The organism is Affinirhizobium lemnae, from assembly GCF_022968395.1.
In the GTDB taxonomy this organism is placed as follows: domain Bacteria; phylum Pseudomonadota; class Alphaproteobacteria; order Rhizobiales; family Rhizobiaceae; genus Neorhizobium; species Neorhizobium lemnae.
This window is the reverse complement of record NZ_JALJQZ010000010.1, coordinates 49,261-63,703: the sequence shown is the minus strand read 5'-3', so window position 1 is coordinate 63,703 and position 14,443 is coordinate 49,261. Positions and strand designations below refer to the sequence as shown.

The 14,443-nt window shown below is 57.8% G+C and carries 14 protein-coding genes; 13 read left to right on the top strand and 1 reads right to left on the bottom strand.

Annotated elements, in window-relative coordinates; all coding sequences use genetic code 11:
* Positions 1-108 precede the first annotated feature (108 nt).
* Entirely contained in the window at positions 109-2,949 is a 2,841-nt protein-coding gene (locus MUU53_RS08695) for a [protein-PII] uridylyltransferase (RefSeq protein WP_247260555.1), read from the top strand.
* A complete protein-coding gene (murJ, locus tag MUU53_RS08690) occupies positions 2,946-4,541 on the top strand; it encodes a murein biosynthesis integral membrane protein MurJ (protein ID WP_247260554.1) in 1,596 nt (531 codons plus the stop codon). The genes MUU53_RS08695 and murJ overlap by 4 nt, the downstream gene beginning before the upstream one ends.
* Here murJ and MUU53_RS08685 read toward each other — a convergent pair.
* Positions 4,532-4,966, bottom strand: coding sequence for a YcbK family protein (locus tag MUU53_RS08685; RefSeq protein ID WP_062555195.1), 435 nt, complete (start codon positions 4,964-4,966; stop codon positions 4,532-4,534). The two genes, murJ and MUU53_RS08685, sit on opposite strands and share 10 nt — an antisense overlap.
* Positions 4,967-5,337: 371 nt before the next feature.
* Between MUU53_RS08685 and trpS the strand changes: the two genes are divergently transcribed.
* The 11 genes from trpS to MUU53_RS08630 all read left to right on the top strand — a co-directional run bounded on the left by trpS (position 5,338) and on the right by MUU53_RS08630 (position 14,363).
* Entirely contained in the window at positions 5,338-6,402 is a 1,065-nt protein-coding gene (gene trpS, locus MUU53_RS08680; RefSeq protein WP_247260553.1) for a tryptophan--tRNA ligase, read from the top strand.
* A 118-nt stretch (positions 6,403-6,520) separates the two neighbouring features.
* On the top strand, positions 6,521-7,012 hold the full coding sequence (locus MUU53_RS08675) for a universal stress protein (RefSeq protein WP_062555196.1): 492 nt from the start codon (positions 6,521-6,523) through the stop codon (positions 7,010-7,012).
* A gap of 112 nt (positions 7,013-7,124) precedes the next feature.
* On the top strand, positions 7,125-7,691 hold the full coding sequence (locus tag MUU53_RS08670; protein ID WP_062555197.1) for a NifU family protein: 567 nt from the start codon (positions 7,125-7,127) through the stop codon (positions 7,689-7,691).
* A 6-nt stretch (positions 7,692-7,697) separates the two neighbouring features.
* Positions 7,698-8,357 carry a tRNA (adenosine(37)-N6)-threonylcarbamoyltransferase complex dimerization subunit type 1 TsaB gene (tsaB, locus tag MUU53_RS08665; RefSeq protein ID WP_247260552.1) on the top strand — a complete coding sequence of 220 codons (660 nt, stop codon included), beginning with the start codon at positions 7,698-7,700 and terminating at the stop codon, positions 8,355-8,357.
* Between the two features lie 9 nt (positions 8,358-8,366).
* Positions 8,367-8,861 carry a GNAT family N-acetyltransferase gene (locus tag MUU53_RS08660; protein ID WP_247260551.1) on the top strand — a complete coding sequence of 165 codons (495 nt, stop codon included), beginning with the start codon at positions 8,367-8,369 and terminating at the stop codon, positions 8,859-8,861.
* Between the two features lie 39 nt (positions 8,862-8,900).
* Positions 8,901-9,329 carry a Fur family transcriptional regulator gene (locus MUU53_RS08655; RefSeq protein ID WP_062555200.1) on the top strand — a complete coding sequence of 143 codons (429 nt, stop codon included), beginning with the start codon at positions 8,901-8,903 and terminating at the stop codon, positions 9,327-9,329.
* The gene (gene olsA, locus MUU53_RS08650; protein ID WP_247260550.1) at positions 9,326-10,120 is read left to right on the top strand and encodes a lyso-ornithine lipid O-acyltransferase; all 795 of its coding nucleotides are present in this window, start codon (positions 9,326-9,328) and stop codon (positions 10,118-10,120) included. The genes MUU53_RS08655 and olsA overlap by 4 nt, the downstream gene beginning before the upstream one ends.
* Before the next feature lie 44 nt (positions 10,121-10,164).
* Positions 10,165-11,568 carry a tRNA (N6-isopentenyl adenosine(37)-C2)-methylthiotransferase MiaB gene (gene miaB / locus MUU53_RS08645; RefSeq protein WP_247260549.1) on the top strand — a complete coding sequence of 468 codons (1,404 nt, stop codon included), beginning with the start codon at positions 10,165-10,167 and terminating at the stop codon, positions 11,566-11,568.
* 35 nt (positions 11,569-11,603) lie between these two features.
* Positions 11,604-12,662: a PhoH family protein gene (locus MUU53_RS08640; protein WP_247260548.1), complete on the top strand. Its 1,059-nt coding sequence runs from the start codon at positions 11,604-11,606 to the stop codon at positions 12,660-12,662.
* Positions 12,663-12,676: 14 nt separating this feature from the next.
* Entirely contained in the window at positions 12,677-13,186 is a 510-nt protein-coding gene (ybeY, locus tag MUU53_RS08635) for an rRNA maturation RNase YbeY (RefSeq protein ID WP_247260547.1), read from the top strand.
* 10 nt (positions 13,187-13,196) lie between these two features.
* A complete protein-coding gene (locus MUU53_RS08630; RefSeq protein ID WP_247260546.1) occupies positions 13,197-14,363 on the top strand; it encodes a transporter associated domain-containing protein in 1,167 nt (388 codons plus the stop codon).
* The last annotated feature ends 80 nt before the right edge of the window (positions 14,364-14,443 follow it).

Genomic DNA, 14,443 nt, shown 5'->3' with positions numbered 1-14,443 from the left:
GGCAACACTGCGGCACCACTGTGCCGCAATGAGGCGTTACGTCTCAATCCGGTATCGACACGATGCGATTGAGGCTGTAGCGCAGGGTGCGGCACCCGGCGGGATAACATGGCACGACACGAGATAGAATTTTCCGGACTTCTGGATGCGGCTCAACTGAGAAAGGACTGCGAAGCGGTTCTGGAACTGGGAGCCGACAAGATCCTGGAAATGCGAGCAGCATTGCTACCCATTTTTCGCAAGGCGAGCAATGAAAGCCGTGACCGGGCCAGGGAGCTTCTGGCAGAGGATGGCAGCGGCCTGAACTGCGCAGAGCGTATTTCCTACGTTCAGGATCAGTTGATCGCCATCATCTTCGAAACGGTTACCGCCAAGTTTTATCCAGCGGCTGCGGCGCAGGTTTCAGTCACTGCCGTCGGCGGATATGGCCGAGGCACGCTGGCGCCAGGGTCTGATATCGACCTGCTCTTCCTATTGCCTTCCAAGAATACAGACGAAATGCGAAAGGCGATCGAGTTCCTGCTCTATGTCCTTTGGGATCTCGGTTTCAAGGTAGGCCACGCCACCCGCACCGTCGATGAATGCATCGCATTGTCCAAGCAGGACATGACGATCCGCACCGCAGTGCTGGAGATGCGGTTCATCTGCGGCCGCAAGCTTCTGTCGGATGAACTGCAGCATCGCTTCGATAGCGAAATCGTCAGTCACGGCGCCGAAGACTTCATCGCGGCAAAGCTGGGCGAGCGCGACCAGCGGCACCAGAAGGCTGGCGATACGCGCTATCTCGTCGAACCGAACGTCAAGGAAGGCAAGGGCGGACTCCGCGATATCCAGACCCTCTTCTGGATTACCAAGTATCATTACCGTGTTCGGGATACCGCCCAGCTTGTGAAGCTTGGTGTCCTGTCTCGCCGAGAATGGCATCTTTTTCAGAAGGCGGAAGATTTCCTCTGGGCCGTACGCTGCCAGATGCATTTCGTAACGGGAAAGGCAGAAGAGCGGCTTTCCTTCGATATCCAGCGCGAAATCGCCGCCAATCTTGGTTATAACAACAGACCAAACCTCTCTGCCGTCGAACGCTTCATGAAGCACTACTTCCTTGTCACCAAGGATGTGGGGGATCTGACGCGCATCCTCTGCGCCGCGCTTGAGGAAGAGCAGGCAAAACCTGCCCCCGGCATTACGGGCGTGATCGGGCGTTTCCGCCGTCGCGTGCGCAGGCTCCCCGGAAGCTCGGAATTCGTTGAAGATCGTGGACGCATCGCACTGGCAGATCCCGAGGTCTTCAAGCGGGATCCGGTCAGCATCATCCGCCTGTTTCATGTGGCCGATCTCCATGGCCTTGAATATCATCCGGACGCGCTTCAGGCGATTACACGCAGCCTGCATCTCATAGACGACAAATTGCGTGAGGATGCCGAAGCCAACCGGCTGTTCCTCTCGATCCTCACATCACGGCTTGAACCGGCTTTGACGCTCAGGCGAATGAACGAAGCTGGTGTTCTAGGGCGCTTCATCCCGGAATTCGGCAAGATCGTCGCGATGATGCAGTTCAGCATGTATCACCATTATACAGTGGACGAGCACCTGATCCGCGCTGTCGAAGCCCTTTCCGATATCGACAAGGGTCGCTTTGCGGATGAGCACCCGCTTGCCAACAAGCTGATGCCCTCGATCGAGGAGCGTGAGGCGCTTTATGTAGCCGTGCTTTTGCATGACATCGCCAAGGGGCGGCAGGAAGATCATTCGATTGCCGGTGCGCGTGTTGCTCGCAAACTGGGTCCACGTTTTGGCTTGAAGCCGAAGCAGGTCGAATTGGTTGCCTGGCTCATCGATCAGCATCTTCTGATGTCCATGGTAGCCCAGACCCGCGACCTCCATGATCGCAAGACCGTGACGGACTTTGCCGACAAGGTGCAATCGCTTGACCGGCTGAAGGCGCTGCTGGTCCTGACGATCTGTGACATCCGCGCGGTCGGTCCGGGTGTGTGGAACGGCTGGAAAGGCCAGTTGCTGCGCACGCTGTATTACGAAACGGAGCTCCTCCTGTCCGGCGGCTTCTCCGAGGTCTCCCGCAAGGAACGCGCCAAGGCTGCCGAAGAAGCTCTGGCCAATGCACTGGATTCGTGGAGCCAGAAGGACCGCAAGACCTATTCCAAGCTCCATTACCAGCCCTACCTCCTGTCCGTTGCGCTTGAAGACCAGTTGCGGCATGCGCAGTTCATCCGCGATGCGGACAAGGGCGGGCAGGCGCTGGCAACCATGGTCCGCACCGATAGTTTCCGGGCCATTACGGAGATTACGGTCCTGGCGCCCGACCATCCACGCCTCTTGTCGATCATCGCAGGTGCTTGCGCCGCGGCGGGCTCCAACATTGCGGATGCGCAGATCTACACGACAACCGATGGTCGTGCCCTGGATACGATTCTCATCAACCGCGAATTCCCGGATGATGAGGACGAACTTCGCCGTGCCAAAAGCGTCTGCCGGATGATAGAGGACGTTCTGTCCGGCAAGAAGCGCCTGCCAGAGGTTATCGCAACACGGGCCAAGGCCAAGAAGAAGAACAAGACGTTTACCGTTCACCCGTCAGTGACGATTTCGAACACACTGTCGAACAAGTTCACGGTGATCGAAGTCGAAGGCCTGGATCGAACAGGTCTCCTCGCAGATATCACCGTTGTGCTTGCGGATCTGTCGCTCGACATTCATTCGGCACGCATCACCACCTTCGGCGAAAAGGTCATCGATACCTTCTATGTGACGGATCTCGTGGGATCGAAAATCACCAATGAAAACCGGCAGGGCACCATCGTTCAACGACTGAAGACGGTTCTGACCGAGCAGGAAGACGAGCTTCGCCGCGGAATGCCTTCCGGCATTATTGCACCGGATCCGGTCGCGGTGCGTGCAGGCAACCCGCCGCGCAAGACGCGGGCTGACGCATGAGCCTCGTCAAGAAGTTCGCGACCGTTGGCGGCGCAACGCTCGGCAGCCGCCTGTTCGGCTTTGCCCGTGAGACGCTGATGGCTGCGGCCCTTGGCACAGGCCCGATGGCGGACATCTTCTATGCGGCCTTCCGCTTTCCGAACCTGTTCCGTCGTTTGTTCGCGGAAGGCGCATTCAACGCCGCCTTCGTGCCGCTGTTCTCCAAGGAGATCGAGGCAAATGGCGTCGAGGGTGCCAAGCGCTTTTCGGAAGAAGTCTTCGGGGTCCTCTTCACGGCGCTTCTCGTCATCACCATTGGCATGCAGCTTTCCATGCCGCTTCTGGTGCGCTGGATCATAGCACCCGGTTTTGCCGATGATCCAGAAAAGACGGCGATCACCGTGCGCATGGCGATCGTCATGTTCCCCTATCTCATGTGCATGTCGCTGACGGCCATGATGAGCGGTATGCTGAATTCGCTGCATCATTTCTTCGCGGCAGCCATTGCGCCGGTCTTCCTGAACGTCATCATGATCAGCGCGCTCTTGTATGCGCTGTGGACCGGCGCCGATCCGCTGACGACAGGCTGGTACCTGTCCTGGAGCGTGCTCGCGGCGGGGATCGTTCAGCTCGCTATCGTCTATTTCGGCGTGCGCCATGCAGGCATCCGCATTGGTTTGCGCCGACCAAAAATGACACCGAACGTCAAGCGCTTGCTGGTCTTGGCCGTTCCGGCTGCGGTGACAGGCGGCATTACCCAGATCAACCAGATCATCGGCCAGGCCATTGCGTCCGGCAAGGAAGGCGCTATCGCGGCGCTCCAATATGCCGACCGCATCTACCAGCTGCCGCTGGGTGTAGTGGGCGTGGCTGTCGGTGTCGTGCTTCTGCCGGAACTCGCGCGTGCCCTGAAGGGCGGGCACATGAAGGAGGCATCGAACATCCAGAACCGCTCTCTGGAATTCGTGCTGTTTCTGACGCTCCCCGCCGCTGCAGGTATCTGGATCCTGTCCGAAGCCATCATTCGCGTTCTCTATGAGCGTGGAGCCTTCAGCGCAGACAATACCGCTGTCGTTGCGTCTATTCTCGCCATCTACGGTCTTGGCCTGCCGGGGTTTGTGATGATCAAGGCGCTGCAGCCAGGCTTTTACGCACGAGAAGATACCAAGACGCCGATGCGTTTCACCATCGTCTCGGTCGTGGTCAACTCCGCGCTCGCCATAAGCTTGTTCCCGTTGATCGCGGAAAGGGGCATTGCGACGGCGGAAGCTGCTGCCGGCTGGATCAACACCTGCCTCTTATTCTTCACGCTGTGGAAACGTGGTGATCTAACCTGGGAATGGTCGTTTGCGCGACGAGTGCTGATGTTGCTGATTGCGACCGCGTTCATGAGCGCGGGATTGATCTATGCCATGCCCTATGCTGCGCCTTGGCTGACACCAGGAAGCGGACTTCTGCATCAGCTCGCGGCACTCTTCGGCCTGATCGGGCTGGCGATGGTGACCTATTTCGGCATCGCCTTCCTGATCGGCGGCGCTGATCTCGGCATGATCCGGCGAAATCTGAAGCGTGGAAAGCGGGCGCCTGCTTCTACTGCGGACGATCAGCAATAGACCCAGCGACGCTTCGGCCCGACATCGACGTGGATGATGCCATTGCAATAGCGCCCGATGCCGCCAATTCCGGGGGCTGTGCTGGCCGCAGCCACCACTTTGCGATCAGACACACCCGGAACCCGGATGTCGGCGGCGAGGCAATGGCTGTGCTGTGAGGCCCCGGCGCGGGGACGATGGCCTGACGTGACGACGGGCTTGCGACCCGTCTGCTGCGCAATATGAGCAAGGATTGCTTCCAGCTTTTCCGGAAAACAGGCGGTGCGTACGCTGACACGCTGGACTGTATAGGCTGCACTATAATCGTGCTTGAATAGATTGGCGCGGCGCTTCTTGACACCGTTGCTCTCTGTGGAGGCCTCTCCGGCAATGGCGGATGTGGCCGCGATGGCGAGGCTAAGCCCGACACATAGAAGTAAACGCATTTGAACTCCGTAACTGTGCGGCCCTCGGACAGCCGCAAAAGAATGTGCGGAGCATTTCGTTTCTCAAAGTGACGTCAATAAGGATAAATTTGCTCAAATTAGAGAAGTCGCTGCCTTAATTGCTAAGATCCATTAACCATTGAGGGATTTATGACGTGGAAAGTAGTTAGACTGTGGACTGCCTGTGGAAATGCGTTTTGAAGGATCTGATCCAGCACAGCGGCGAATAATCCCTTGATCGGCCTGCCCGAAACGCACTAGAAACGCCGCGCAAACCCTGGCCGTCAGGGGCGCGGCGCGGAAAGACTTCACCCTTTCCGATGCCTCGTTTCCGAAAGCCTGTGGCCCTCCACCAGCCTATCGAGGACGATATGAACAGCTTCAAGCCGCTCGTTTTTTCCGGTGTTCAGCCCACCGGCAACCTGCATCTCGGCAATTATCTCGGTGCGATCCGTAAATTCGTGGCGCTTCAGGAAAACAATGATTGCATCTATTGCGTCGTGGACCTGCATGCCATTACCGCCCAACTGGTCCATGAAGACCTGAAGGGTCAGATCCGCTCCATTGCCGCCGCCTTCATCGCGTCCGGCATCGATCCGGTCAAGCATATCGTCTTTAATCAGTCGGCTGTGCCGCAGCATGCGGAACTGGCGTGGATTTTCAATTGCGTTGCCCGTATTGGCTGGATGAACCGCATGACGCAGTTCAAGGACAAGGCCGGCAAGGACCGCGAAAACGCCTCACTTGGCCTGCTTGCCTATCCGAGCCTGATGGCTGCTGATATTCTTGTCTATCGCGCGACCCATGTGCCGGTCGGAGACGACCAGAAGCAGCATCTGGAACTGGCGCGTGATATCGCACAGAAGTTCAACATCGACTTCCAGGAGCGCATCCGCACCACGGGTCAGGGCGTGGACATGGTGGTCGGAGAAGAGCCGATCCATGGCTATTTCCCGCTGGTCGAGCCTTTGATCGACGGTCCTGCCCCCCGCGTCATGAGCTTACGCGATGGCACCAAAAAGATGTCCAAGTCCGATCCATCCGACCTGTCCCGCATCAACCTGATGGATGACGCCGACGAAATTCTCAAGAAGATCCGCAAGGCAAAGACGGATCCTGACGGTTTGCCGTCGGAAGTCGAAGGGCTGGCCGGACGTCCGGAAGCGGACAATCTGATCGGCATCTATGCTGCTCTTGCAGACAGAACAAAAGCCGATGTTCTGAAGGAATTCGGCGGTCAGCAATTCTCCGTTTTCAAACCCGCACTGGCCGATCTGGCCGTTCAGGTTCTGGCACCGATCAGTGACGAAATGCGCCGTCTGCTTGGAGATACCTCGCATATCGACGCAATCCTCAAGGATGGCGGTGAGCGCGCCCGCGCCCGCGCCGAAGCAGTGATGAACGACGTTTACGACATCGTCGGCTTCCTGCGCTGATAGGATAGATCAGCTTCATGTGAGCCCGCCGGTGTCATGACCGGCGGGTTTTCATTTGGCGGTTTTCGTATAGATTTTGCAATCTCGATAGGATCGGTCGAGGTGGCGGAGGGGAAGCATGGTATCAAAGCGACTGTCACGGCTGGAGGGGCACCGGCGCAAGTTCATGGCCGTGATCGATGGTACGCCGGAATGCGAACGGGCCGTACATTATGCAGGCCGCCGCGCCCAGAATACCAACGGCTCTCTGGTCATGCTCTATGTGATCCCCGAAGGTGATTTTCAGCAATGGCTGGGTGTTGAGCAGATAATGCGTGCGGAGGCGCGTGAGGAGGCCGAGGCAGTCATGGCAAAGGTGGCACAGAAAGTGCGCGAGACCATCGGCATTGACCCGGAAATCGTGATTCGCGAAGGAAATGCGGCTGAAGAGATCAATGCCGCGATCGAAGAAGACCGGGACATTGCCATTCTGGTTCTGGCTGCCGGTTCCGCCAAGGAAGGGCCGGGACCACTGGTCGCCTCGCTTGCCGGCCGCACCGCCGCTTTTCCCATTCCGGTCACCGTTCTGCCGGATACACTCAGCGATGACGAAATCGACGCACTCTGCTGATCGCTCTTGACCCTTACTGAGCAACGGCGCACTTGAACATAAAGCTGAATGCGACTATCTTCTTTTGAAGAATTCTAAACTGGCGCTGCAAGAGCCGCCAAGGAGATGCGACATGTTCATCCAGACCGAAGCCACCCCGAACCCTGCAACGCTGAAGTTTCTGCCGGGCAAGGTCGTGATGGAAAAGGGCACCGCCGATTTCCGCTCGTCCGATGAAGCCCAGGCGTCACCGCTTGCAGCACGTCTGTTCAATATTCCGGGCGTCACAGGCGTCTATTTCGGCTACGATTTCGTGACCGTTACGAAGGAAGCGCAGGAGTGGCAGCATCTGAAGCCAGCAATCCTCGGCTCCATCATGGAGCACTTCATGTCCGGTCAGCCGGTTATGGGTGGTTCGGCAAGCTTTGCGGAAGCAACCGATGAGGAAGGCGAGTTCTTCGATGCGGGCGATGAGACCATTGTCGCAACCATCAAGGAATTGCTCGAAACGCGCGTTCGTCCGGCTGTTGCGCAGGATGGTGGCGACATCACGTTCAAGGGCTTCCGCGAAGGAACGGTCTACCTGAACATGAAGGGCGCTTGCTCGGGTTGCCCGTCCTCGACGGCAACGCTGAAGCACGGTGTACAGAACCTGCTGCGCCATTTCGTGCCTGAAGTACAAGCAGTCGAAGCGCTCTGATCCTCGATGAAGGTTCTCGCAATCGATACGGCGGGGGTGGATTGCTCCGCCGCGGTTCTTGACGCCGCGACCGGCCAGATGTTGTCGGTCGTAAGAGAGCGGATCGGCAAAGGGCATGCAGAACGGCTGATGGCCATGGTTGAAGAAGCTGTGGGCACTGCCGGTATTTCGCTGAGTAGCATCGAGCGGATCGGCGTAACGATTGGCCCTGGCTCCTTCACCGGAATCCGTGTCGGCGTTGCCGCTGCCCGGGGTTTTGGTCTGGCTCTTGGCGTCGATACGGTCGGCGTGTCGACCCTGCACACGCTCGCGCAAATGCATCTCAATGCAGATGCATCACTTCCCGTCATCGCCGCCATGGATGCCAAACGCGACGAGATCTATGCACAGGTCTTTGCGGTAGATGGAAAGCCGCTTAATCCACCGCAAAGCATTGATGTTCAGCAACTCCGACGTTGGGTCGCACATTTCGGAGCTAAAGTGACCGGCACCGCTTGCGCCTTGCTCGACGATGCGGACCAGACAGTCGAACCCGATCGGTTCGACATCGCCGTGGTCGCCCGGCTTGCTGCCTTGGCGGACGTGACTGTGGATTGGCCAAAACCTCTTTACCTGCGCGGGCCGGATGCTAAACCGCAGGATGGTTTTGCCCTACTTCGTGCCTGACGAGACTTCATGTTTGAGGACTACCTGACCTGGAAGCCGTTTTTCGACATCGTACCGATGCGCGATGCGGATGCGGCTGAAGTTTCGGAAATGCACGGGCAGCGCTTTGCGCGCCAGTGGAGTGAGCAGGAGGTTCTGAACCTTCTCGAACAGTCGGGTGTCTTCGGCTTTTGCGCCATTCAGACGAATGCTTTCTTCAGTAGGCCGTTGGGTGGCTTCGTGCTTGCCCGTGAGGCGGGCGGCGAATCGGAAATTCTCACGATTGCTGTTGGCGAAAAAGTCGGTCGCTCCGGGCTCGGCTGGCGGCTCATGCAGGCAGCGCTTCGCGATGCCGTTGAGCGCGGCGCCGAAGAGATGTTCCTGGAAGTCGAGGAGACCAACGACCCAGCTGTCGGGCTTTATCGCAGGCTTGGCTTCAAGCAGGTTGCCCGCAGACCCGCCTATTATGCCAGCGCCGATGGAACGCGTTCCGCGGCGCTTGTCATGAAGCGTGATCTTCGCTAGTCCCTTGGCGATGACGGGAACGCGCAAGGCCGTGACACGATGACCGATTTGACCAAATCGCTGGAAGAGCTTTGTGCTCAAAAGGGCATGCGCATGACCGAGCAGCGCCGCGTGATTGCGCGGACCTTGCAGGAATCCGATGATCATCCGGACGTCGAGGAGTTGTATAGACGCTCCAGCAAGATTGATCCGCGCATTTCGATCTCGACTGTCTATCGCACGGTCAAGCTGTTCGAGGATGCCGGGATTATCGAAAAGCATGATTTTCGCGATGGCCGCTCGCGTTACGAAACGGTGCCGGAAGAGCATCATGATCATATGATCGATGTGAAAACTGGCACGGTGATCGAGTTTCATTCCGCCGAAATCGAGGCGCTGCAGGAGCGCATTGCACGCGAGCATGGCTTCCGGCTCGTGGGTCATCGTCTGGAGCTTTATGGTATCCCGCTCGACAAGGACGACACGTGATCGCTTGGTTGCGAATCGTCGCGATTGTTTTCATCCTCGCAGTCGTCACACTCTGTCTGCTGCCCGTGCAACTGTTGGGGCTGAAGTTCGACTGGCGCCTGCGACGAACCCTGCCGCGTTTGTGGCATCGGGTAGCATGTCGGCTGCTGGGCATTCATGTTCGCACTCACGGGAGCCTGGAAGCGCGTCGCCCGCTGATGATTGCCGCAAACCATGCATCCTGGAAGGATATCCTCGTCCTCGGCTCCGTCGCAGACGTGGTCTACGTCGCCAAGGCGGAAGTCGCTAGCTGGCCGGTCTTCGGCGTTCTGGCCAAGCTTCAGAAGACGATCTTCGTCGAGCGCGAACAGAAGCGCAAAGCCGGAGACCAAGTGAACGAGATTGCATCGCGGCTTGGCGGTGGCGAGATCGTCGTTCTCTTCCCTGAGGGGACAACATCGGATGGCAACCGTCTGCTTGATGTGAAGTCATCGCTTTTCGGCGCCGCAAGCGCCGCCGTGGCCTCCTCACCAGAGGGTGTGGTCTATGTGCAGCCGGTTTCGATTGCCTATACGGGCATCTACGGAATGCCGATGGGGCGCTATCATCGACCGATCGCAGCCTGGCCCGGTGATATAGAGCTTACGCCCCACCTGATGGGCGTTCTGAAGGCCGAAGCGCTGGAAGTCGACGTGGATTTTGGTGAGGCTGTCGAGTTTCGCGCAGACACGAACCGCAAGGTTGCGGGCGCATCGGTGGTCTTGCGCCTGCGCACGATGCTCAATCAGCGCCTTTACCCGCGTTCTGGCTGAAAGAACCCTTCATTTCCGGGCGATCTTGCAGTAAAGAACCCGCCATGACCGACCAGACAGCTCTCATCCCGAACCCGGTGGCTCAGGCCGCTGACCGCACCAATGCACGTAAGGTGTTCATCAAGACCTACGGGTGTCAGATGAATGTCTACGATTCCGTGCGTATGGGCGACGCGCTTGCCAGCGAAGGCTATGTCACGACCGATACGGCTGAGGACGCTGACCTCGTACTGTTGAACACCTGTCATATCCGCGAAAAAGCGGCCGACAAGGTCTATTCCGCTCTGGGCCGTTTGCGCGACATGAAGAAGGAGCGCAATGCCGAAGGCAGGGAGTTGATGATCGGGGTCACGGGCTGCGTTGCGCAGGCGGAAGGCGAGGAAATTCTACGCCGCTCCTCCGCAGTCGATGTCGTCATCGGTCCGCAGACCTATCACCGCCTGCCGCAAGCTCTGAAACGCGCTCGTCAGGGCGAACGTGTTGTCGATACAGACTACGCGGTCGAAGACAAGTTCGAACACTTGCCGGTGCCGGACAAGAAGGTGATCCGCTCGCGCGGCGTAACCTCCTTCCTGACAGTGCAGGAAGGATGCGACAAGTTCTGCACCTTCTGCGTCGTACCATATACCCGCGGTTCCGAGGTTTCCCGTCCACTGGCGCAGATACTCGATGAGGCGAACAAGCTCGTTGATGCCGGCGTTCGTGAGATCACGCTGCTGGGGCAGAACGTCAATGCGTGGCATGGAATGGGATCGGACGGTTCAAGCTGGGGGCTTGGCGATCTGCTCTACCGGCTGGCAGAAATTCCGGGCCTTGCGCGACTTCGCTACACGACAAGCCATCCGCGTGACATGGATGATCGGCTGATCGAGGCGCATCGGGACCTGCGTGCCCTCATGCCTTACCTCCATCTTCCGGTTCAGGCGGGTTCTGATCGGGTCCTGAAGGCCATGAACCGGCGACATACGGCAGACGAGTATGTTCGCCTTATTGAACGTATTCGCGCGGCACGCCCTGATATTGCTCTTTCCGGCGACTTCATCGTTGGCTTCCCCGGCGAGACGGATGCCGAATTCGAGGATACGCTGAAGCTGGTGGAAACAGTTCGTTATGCGCAATCCTTCTCGTTCAAATATTCGACACGGCCGGGAACGCCGGGCGCGGAGCTCGGTTCTCAGGTAGCGGAAGAGGTCAAGGCGGAGCGCCTGGAAAGGCTGCAGGCATTGCTCTTGAAGCAGCAGCATGAATTCGCCGAATCATGCGTCGGCAAAGTCATCGATATCCTGCTTGAAAAGCCGGGTCGCATGCCAGGGCAACTGATTGGTCGTTCTCCGTGGCTGCAATCTGTGAATGTTGATGCAAAATCATCGCAAATCGGTGACATTATTTCTGTACGAATCGTCGGCACCGGACCAAACAGCTTGTTTGCGGAGCGGATTGAGCGTTAAACTCTGACCATCGATCCTGTTGGGAGCATGCCTACTTGAACGAACGTGAACTGGTACACCCCTCATCATCGCGCAACACCCGCGCCGCTGCGATAGACGCCAATCACTTCGTTTTGACGTTTGAGAACAACCGGCTGGCAAGCGAACTGTTCGGTCGGTTCGATCAGCATCTGAAGCTTCTCGAAGAACGCCTTCACATCGATGCCCGCGCCCGCGGCAATTCTGTCAGCATAACCGGTGAACTGCAGGCGACCAACCAGGCACGCCGCGCACTCGATTTTCTATATGAGCGTCTTCAAAGGGGCGGTTCCGTAGACGTGTCGGACGTAGAGGGAGCCATTCGCATGGCAGTGGCCGCCGATGACCAATTGACGCTGCCGACACTTGAACGGAAGGCGAAGCTTTCCATGGCGCAGATTGCCACACGCAAGAAAACCATTTCGGCGCGCACCCCGACTCAGGACGCCTATATGCGCGCACTGGAGCGTTCTGAACTTGTGTTCGGCGTCGGTCCGGCTGGCACTGGCAAAACCTATCTCGCCGTTGCTCATGCCGCGCAACTTTTAGAACGAGGTGCTGTCGACAAGATCATCCTGTCGCGTCCAGCCGTGGAGGCGGGGGAGCGTCTGGGTTTTCTACCCGGTGACATGAAGGAGAAGGTCGATCCCTACCTTCGTCCACTCTATGACGCCCTTTATGACATGATGCCCGGGGACAAGGTGGAGCGCGCAATTACCGCCGGTGTCATTGAAATAGCACCGCTGGCCTTCATGCGCGGACGCACCCTTGCCAATGCGGCGGTCATTCTCGACGAAGCGCAGAACACGACATCCATGCAGATGAAGATGTTTCTGACCCGTCTTGGTGAAAATTCGCGGATGATCATTACCGGCGATCCGAGCCAGGTTGACCTGCCTCGTGGTGTGAAATCCGGGCTTGTGGAAGCACTCCAAATCCTGAAAGGCGTGGAAGGGATTTCGGTAATCCGCTTTAAGGATACTGATGTTGTCCGCCACCCGTTGGTTGGCCGGATCGTTCAAGCCTATGACGCGCAATATGCCGTGCATGAGGAAAGCGAGGCAGCGGATTCGTAAGAATCCCATGTTCTATGCCTAAACTCGACATACAGATCAGCGTCGAAGATGAACGCTGGGGTAATGAAGACGAATTGCTGAGGACGGTGGATAAGGTGCTGGTATGTGCTGCCACGTACCTTGCAGGCCACGAAAAGCAGCCTTTTCCTTCTCATCCCGTCGAGCTTTCACTTGTCTTCACGGACGACGAATCGATTCGTGAAATCAACACCGAATGGCGTGGCAAGGACAAGCCGACCAATGTTCTGTCCTTTCCTGCATTCCCCATCACGCCGGGCAAGAAACCGGGTCCGATGTTGGGTGACATCGTCATTGCCCGTGATACCGTCGAGCGGGAAGCGCTTGACCTCGAGAAGCCTTTCGAGGACCATTTGATCCATCTGATGGTGCATGGATTTTTGCACCTGTTCGGCTACGACCACCTGAATGATGACGAAGCAGAAAAAATGGAAGAGCTGGAGACTCGCATTTTGGCAGAGCTCGGCCTATCTGACCCCTATGCGGGACAGGACCCGATAGTGTAAACTTGGAACTATGAACGAGATTTCGACCAGCGCCGCGCACAGCGGCACCGAATCGGAGCACTCATCTTCTGATGAAGGTGGCAGTCCGTTAAAGCGTGAAGCGAGCAGTCGCAACGGCAATTCCTTCTGGGCGAGAGCTGTAAGGCTTTTGCGTCCGGCGCAAGGAGAACGGTTGCGCGAGGATCTTGCCGATGCGCTTTTGACCGATACTGCGGTGGGTGCAGCATTTTCTCCTGAAGAGCGCGACATGTTGCACAATATCCTTCGTTTCCGGGAAGTCCGGGTCGAGGATGTCATGGTGCCCCGTGCCGATATCGAGGCCATCGATATCACGATGACATTAGGCGAGCTGCTGATCCACTTTGAAGAAACGGGGCGCTCCCGTATGCCGATTTACAGCGAAACGCTGGATGATCCGCGTGGCTTCGTCCATATCCGCGACCTTCTGTCCTATCTGGCTAAACAGGCGCGTAACAAACGCAGGACGTCGACTGCCAAGACGGTGCAGGTGGATGTGGCGCCGGATGCAGTTTCGAAGGAAAAGCCTGTGCGAGTGCCAAGGTCGGCCTTCGATTTGGGGCGCGTCGATCTCACCAAGACCGTGGCGGAGGCGGGCCTCATCCGCAAAGTGCTGTTTGTTCCGCCATCCATGCTCGCCTCGGACCTGCTGCGAACCATGCAGGCAACCCGCACCCAGATGGCGCTGGTCATCGACGAATATGGCGGCACGGACGGACTGGTGAGCCACGAAGACATCGTCGAAATGGTCATTGGTGATGTGGACGATGAGCATGACGACGAAGAAGTCATGTTTTCTCGTACCGGCGACGACATCTGGCTTGCCGATGCGCGCGTCGAACTGGAAGACATAGCGAAAGCGATCGGATCGGATTTCGATATTGCCGAAAAGCTCGACGATGTCGATACTCTGGGCGGCCTGATCTTTTCTGCGCTCGGTCGCATTCCTGTGCGCGGAGAACTGGTCCAGGCGGTGCCCGGCTTCGAGTTTCAGATTCTCGATGCTGATCCGCGGCGGATCAAGCGTGTGCGGATCGTTCGGCGCAAACAGATTGTTGCGCGCCGCCGCTTGCCGAAGGGGGAGCAGGATGCGCCGATTTCCGAGCCCGAGGCAGTCGCGTCAACGCCACGTGCTGAAGAGCAGACCTCATCACCATGACCTTTTGACCCGTTCGGCCTTCCTGCTAAACAGTTGCCAGGAAGGCCGCATCAAATCGGCCGAATCGATTCGTTGAGCGG

Excerpts from the sequence above, each read along its gene's own strand:
- MUU53_RS08695 (WP_247260555.1), top strand. The coding sequence starts at position 109 with ATGGCACGACACGAGATAGAATTTTCCGGACTTCTGGATGCGGCTCAA.
- murJ (WP_247260554.1), top strand. The coding sequence starts at position 2,946 with ATGAGCCTCGTCAAGAAGTTCGCGACCGTTGGCGGCGCAACGCTCGGC.
- MUU53_RS08685 (WP_062555195.1), bottom strand. The coding sequence starts at position 4,966 with ATGCGTTTACTTCTATGTGTCGGGCTTAGCCTCGCCATCGCGGCCACA.
- trpS (WP_247260553.1), top strand. The coding sequence starts at position 5,338 with ATGAACAGCTTCAAGCCGCTCGTTTTTTCCGGTGTTCAGCCCACCGGC.
- MUU53_RS08675 (WP_062555196.1), top strand. The coding sequence starts at position 6,521 with ATGGTATCAAAGCGACTGTCACGGCTGGAGGGGCACCGGCGCAAGTTC.
- MUU53_RS08670 (WP_062555197.1), top strand. The coding sequence starts at position 7,125 with ATGTTCATCCAGACCGAAGCCACCCCGAACCCTGCAACGCTGAAGTTT.
- tsaB (WP_247260552.1), top strand. The coding sequence starts at position 7,698 with ATGAAGGTTCTCGCAATCGATACGGCGGGGGTGGATTGCTCCGCCGCG.
- MUU53_RS08660 (WP_247260551.1), top strand. The coding sequence starts at position 8,367 with ATGTTTGAGGACTACCTGACCTGGAAGCCGTTTTTCGACATCGTACCG.
- MUU53_RS08655 (WP_062555200.1), top strand. The coding sequence starts at position 8,901 with ATGACCGATTTGACCAAATCGCTGGAAGAGCTTTGTGCTCAAAAGGGC.
- miaB (WP_247260549.1), top strand. The coding sequence starts at position 10,165 with ATGACCGACCAGACAGCTCTCATCCCGAACCCGGTGGCTCAGGCCGCT.
- ybeY (WP_247260547.1), top strand. The coding sequence starts at position 12,677 with ATGCCTAAACTCGACATACAGATCAGCGTCGAAGATGAACGCTGGGGT.
- MUU53_RS08630 (WP_247260546.1), top strand. The coding sequence starts at position 13,197 with ATGAACGAGATTTCGACCAGCGCCGCGCACAGCGGCACCGAATCGGAG.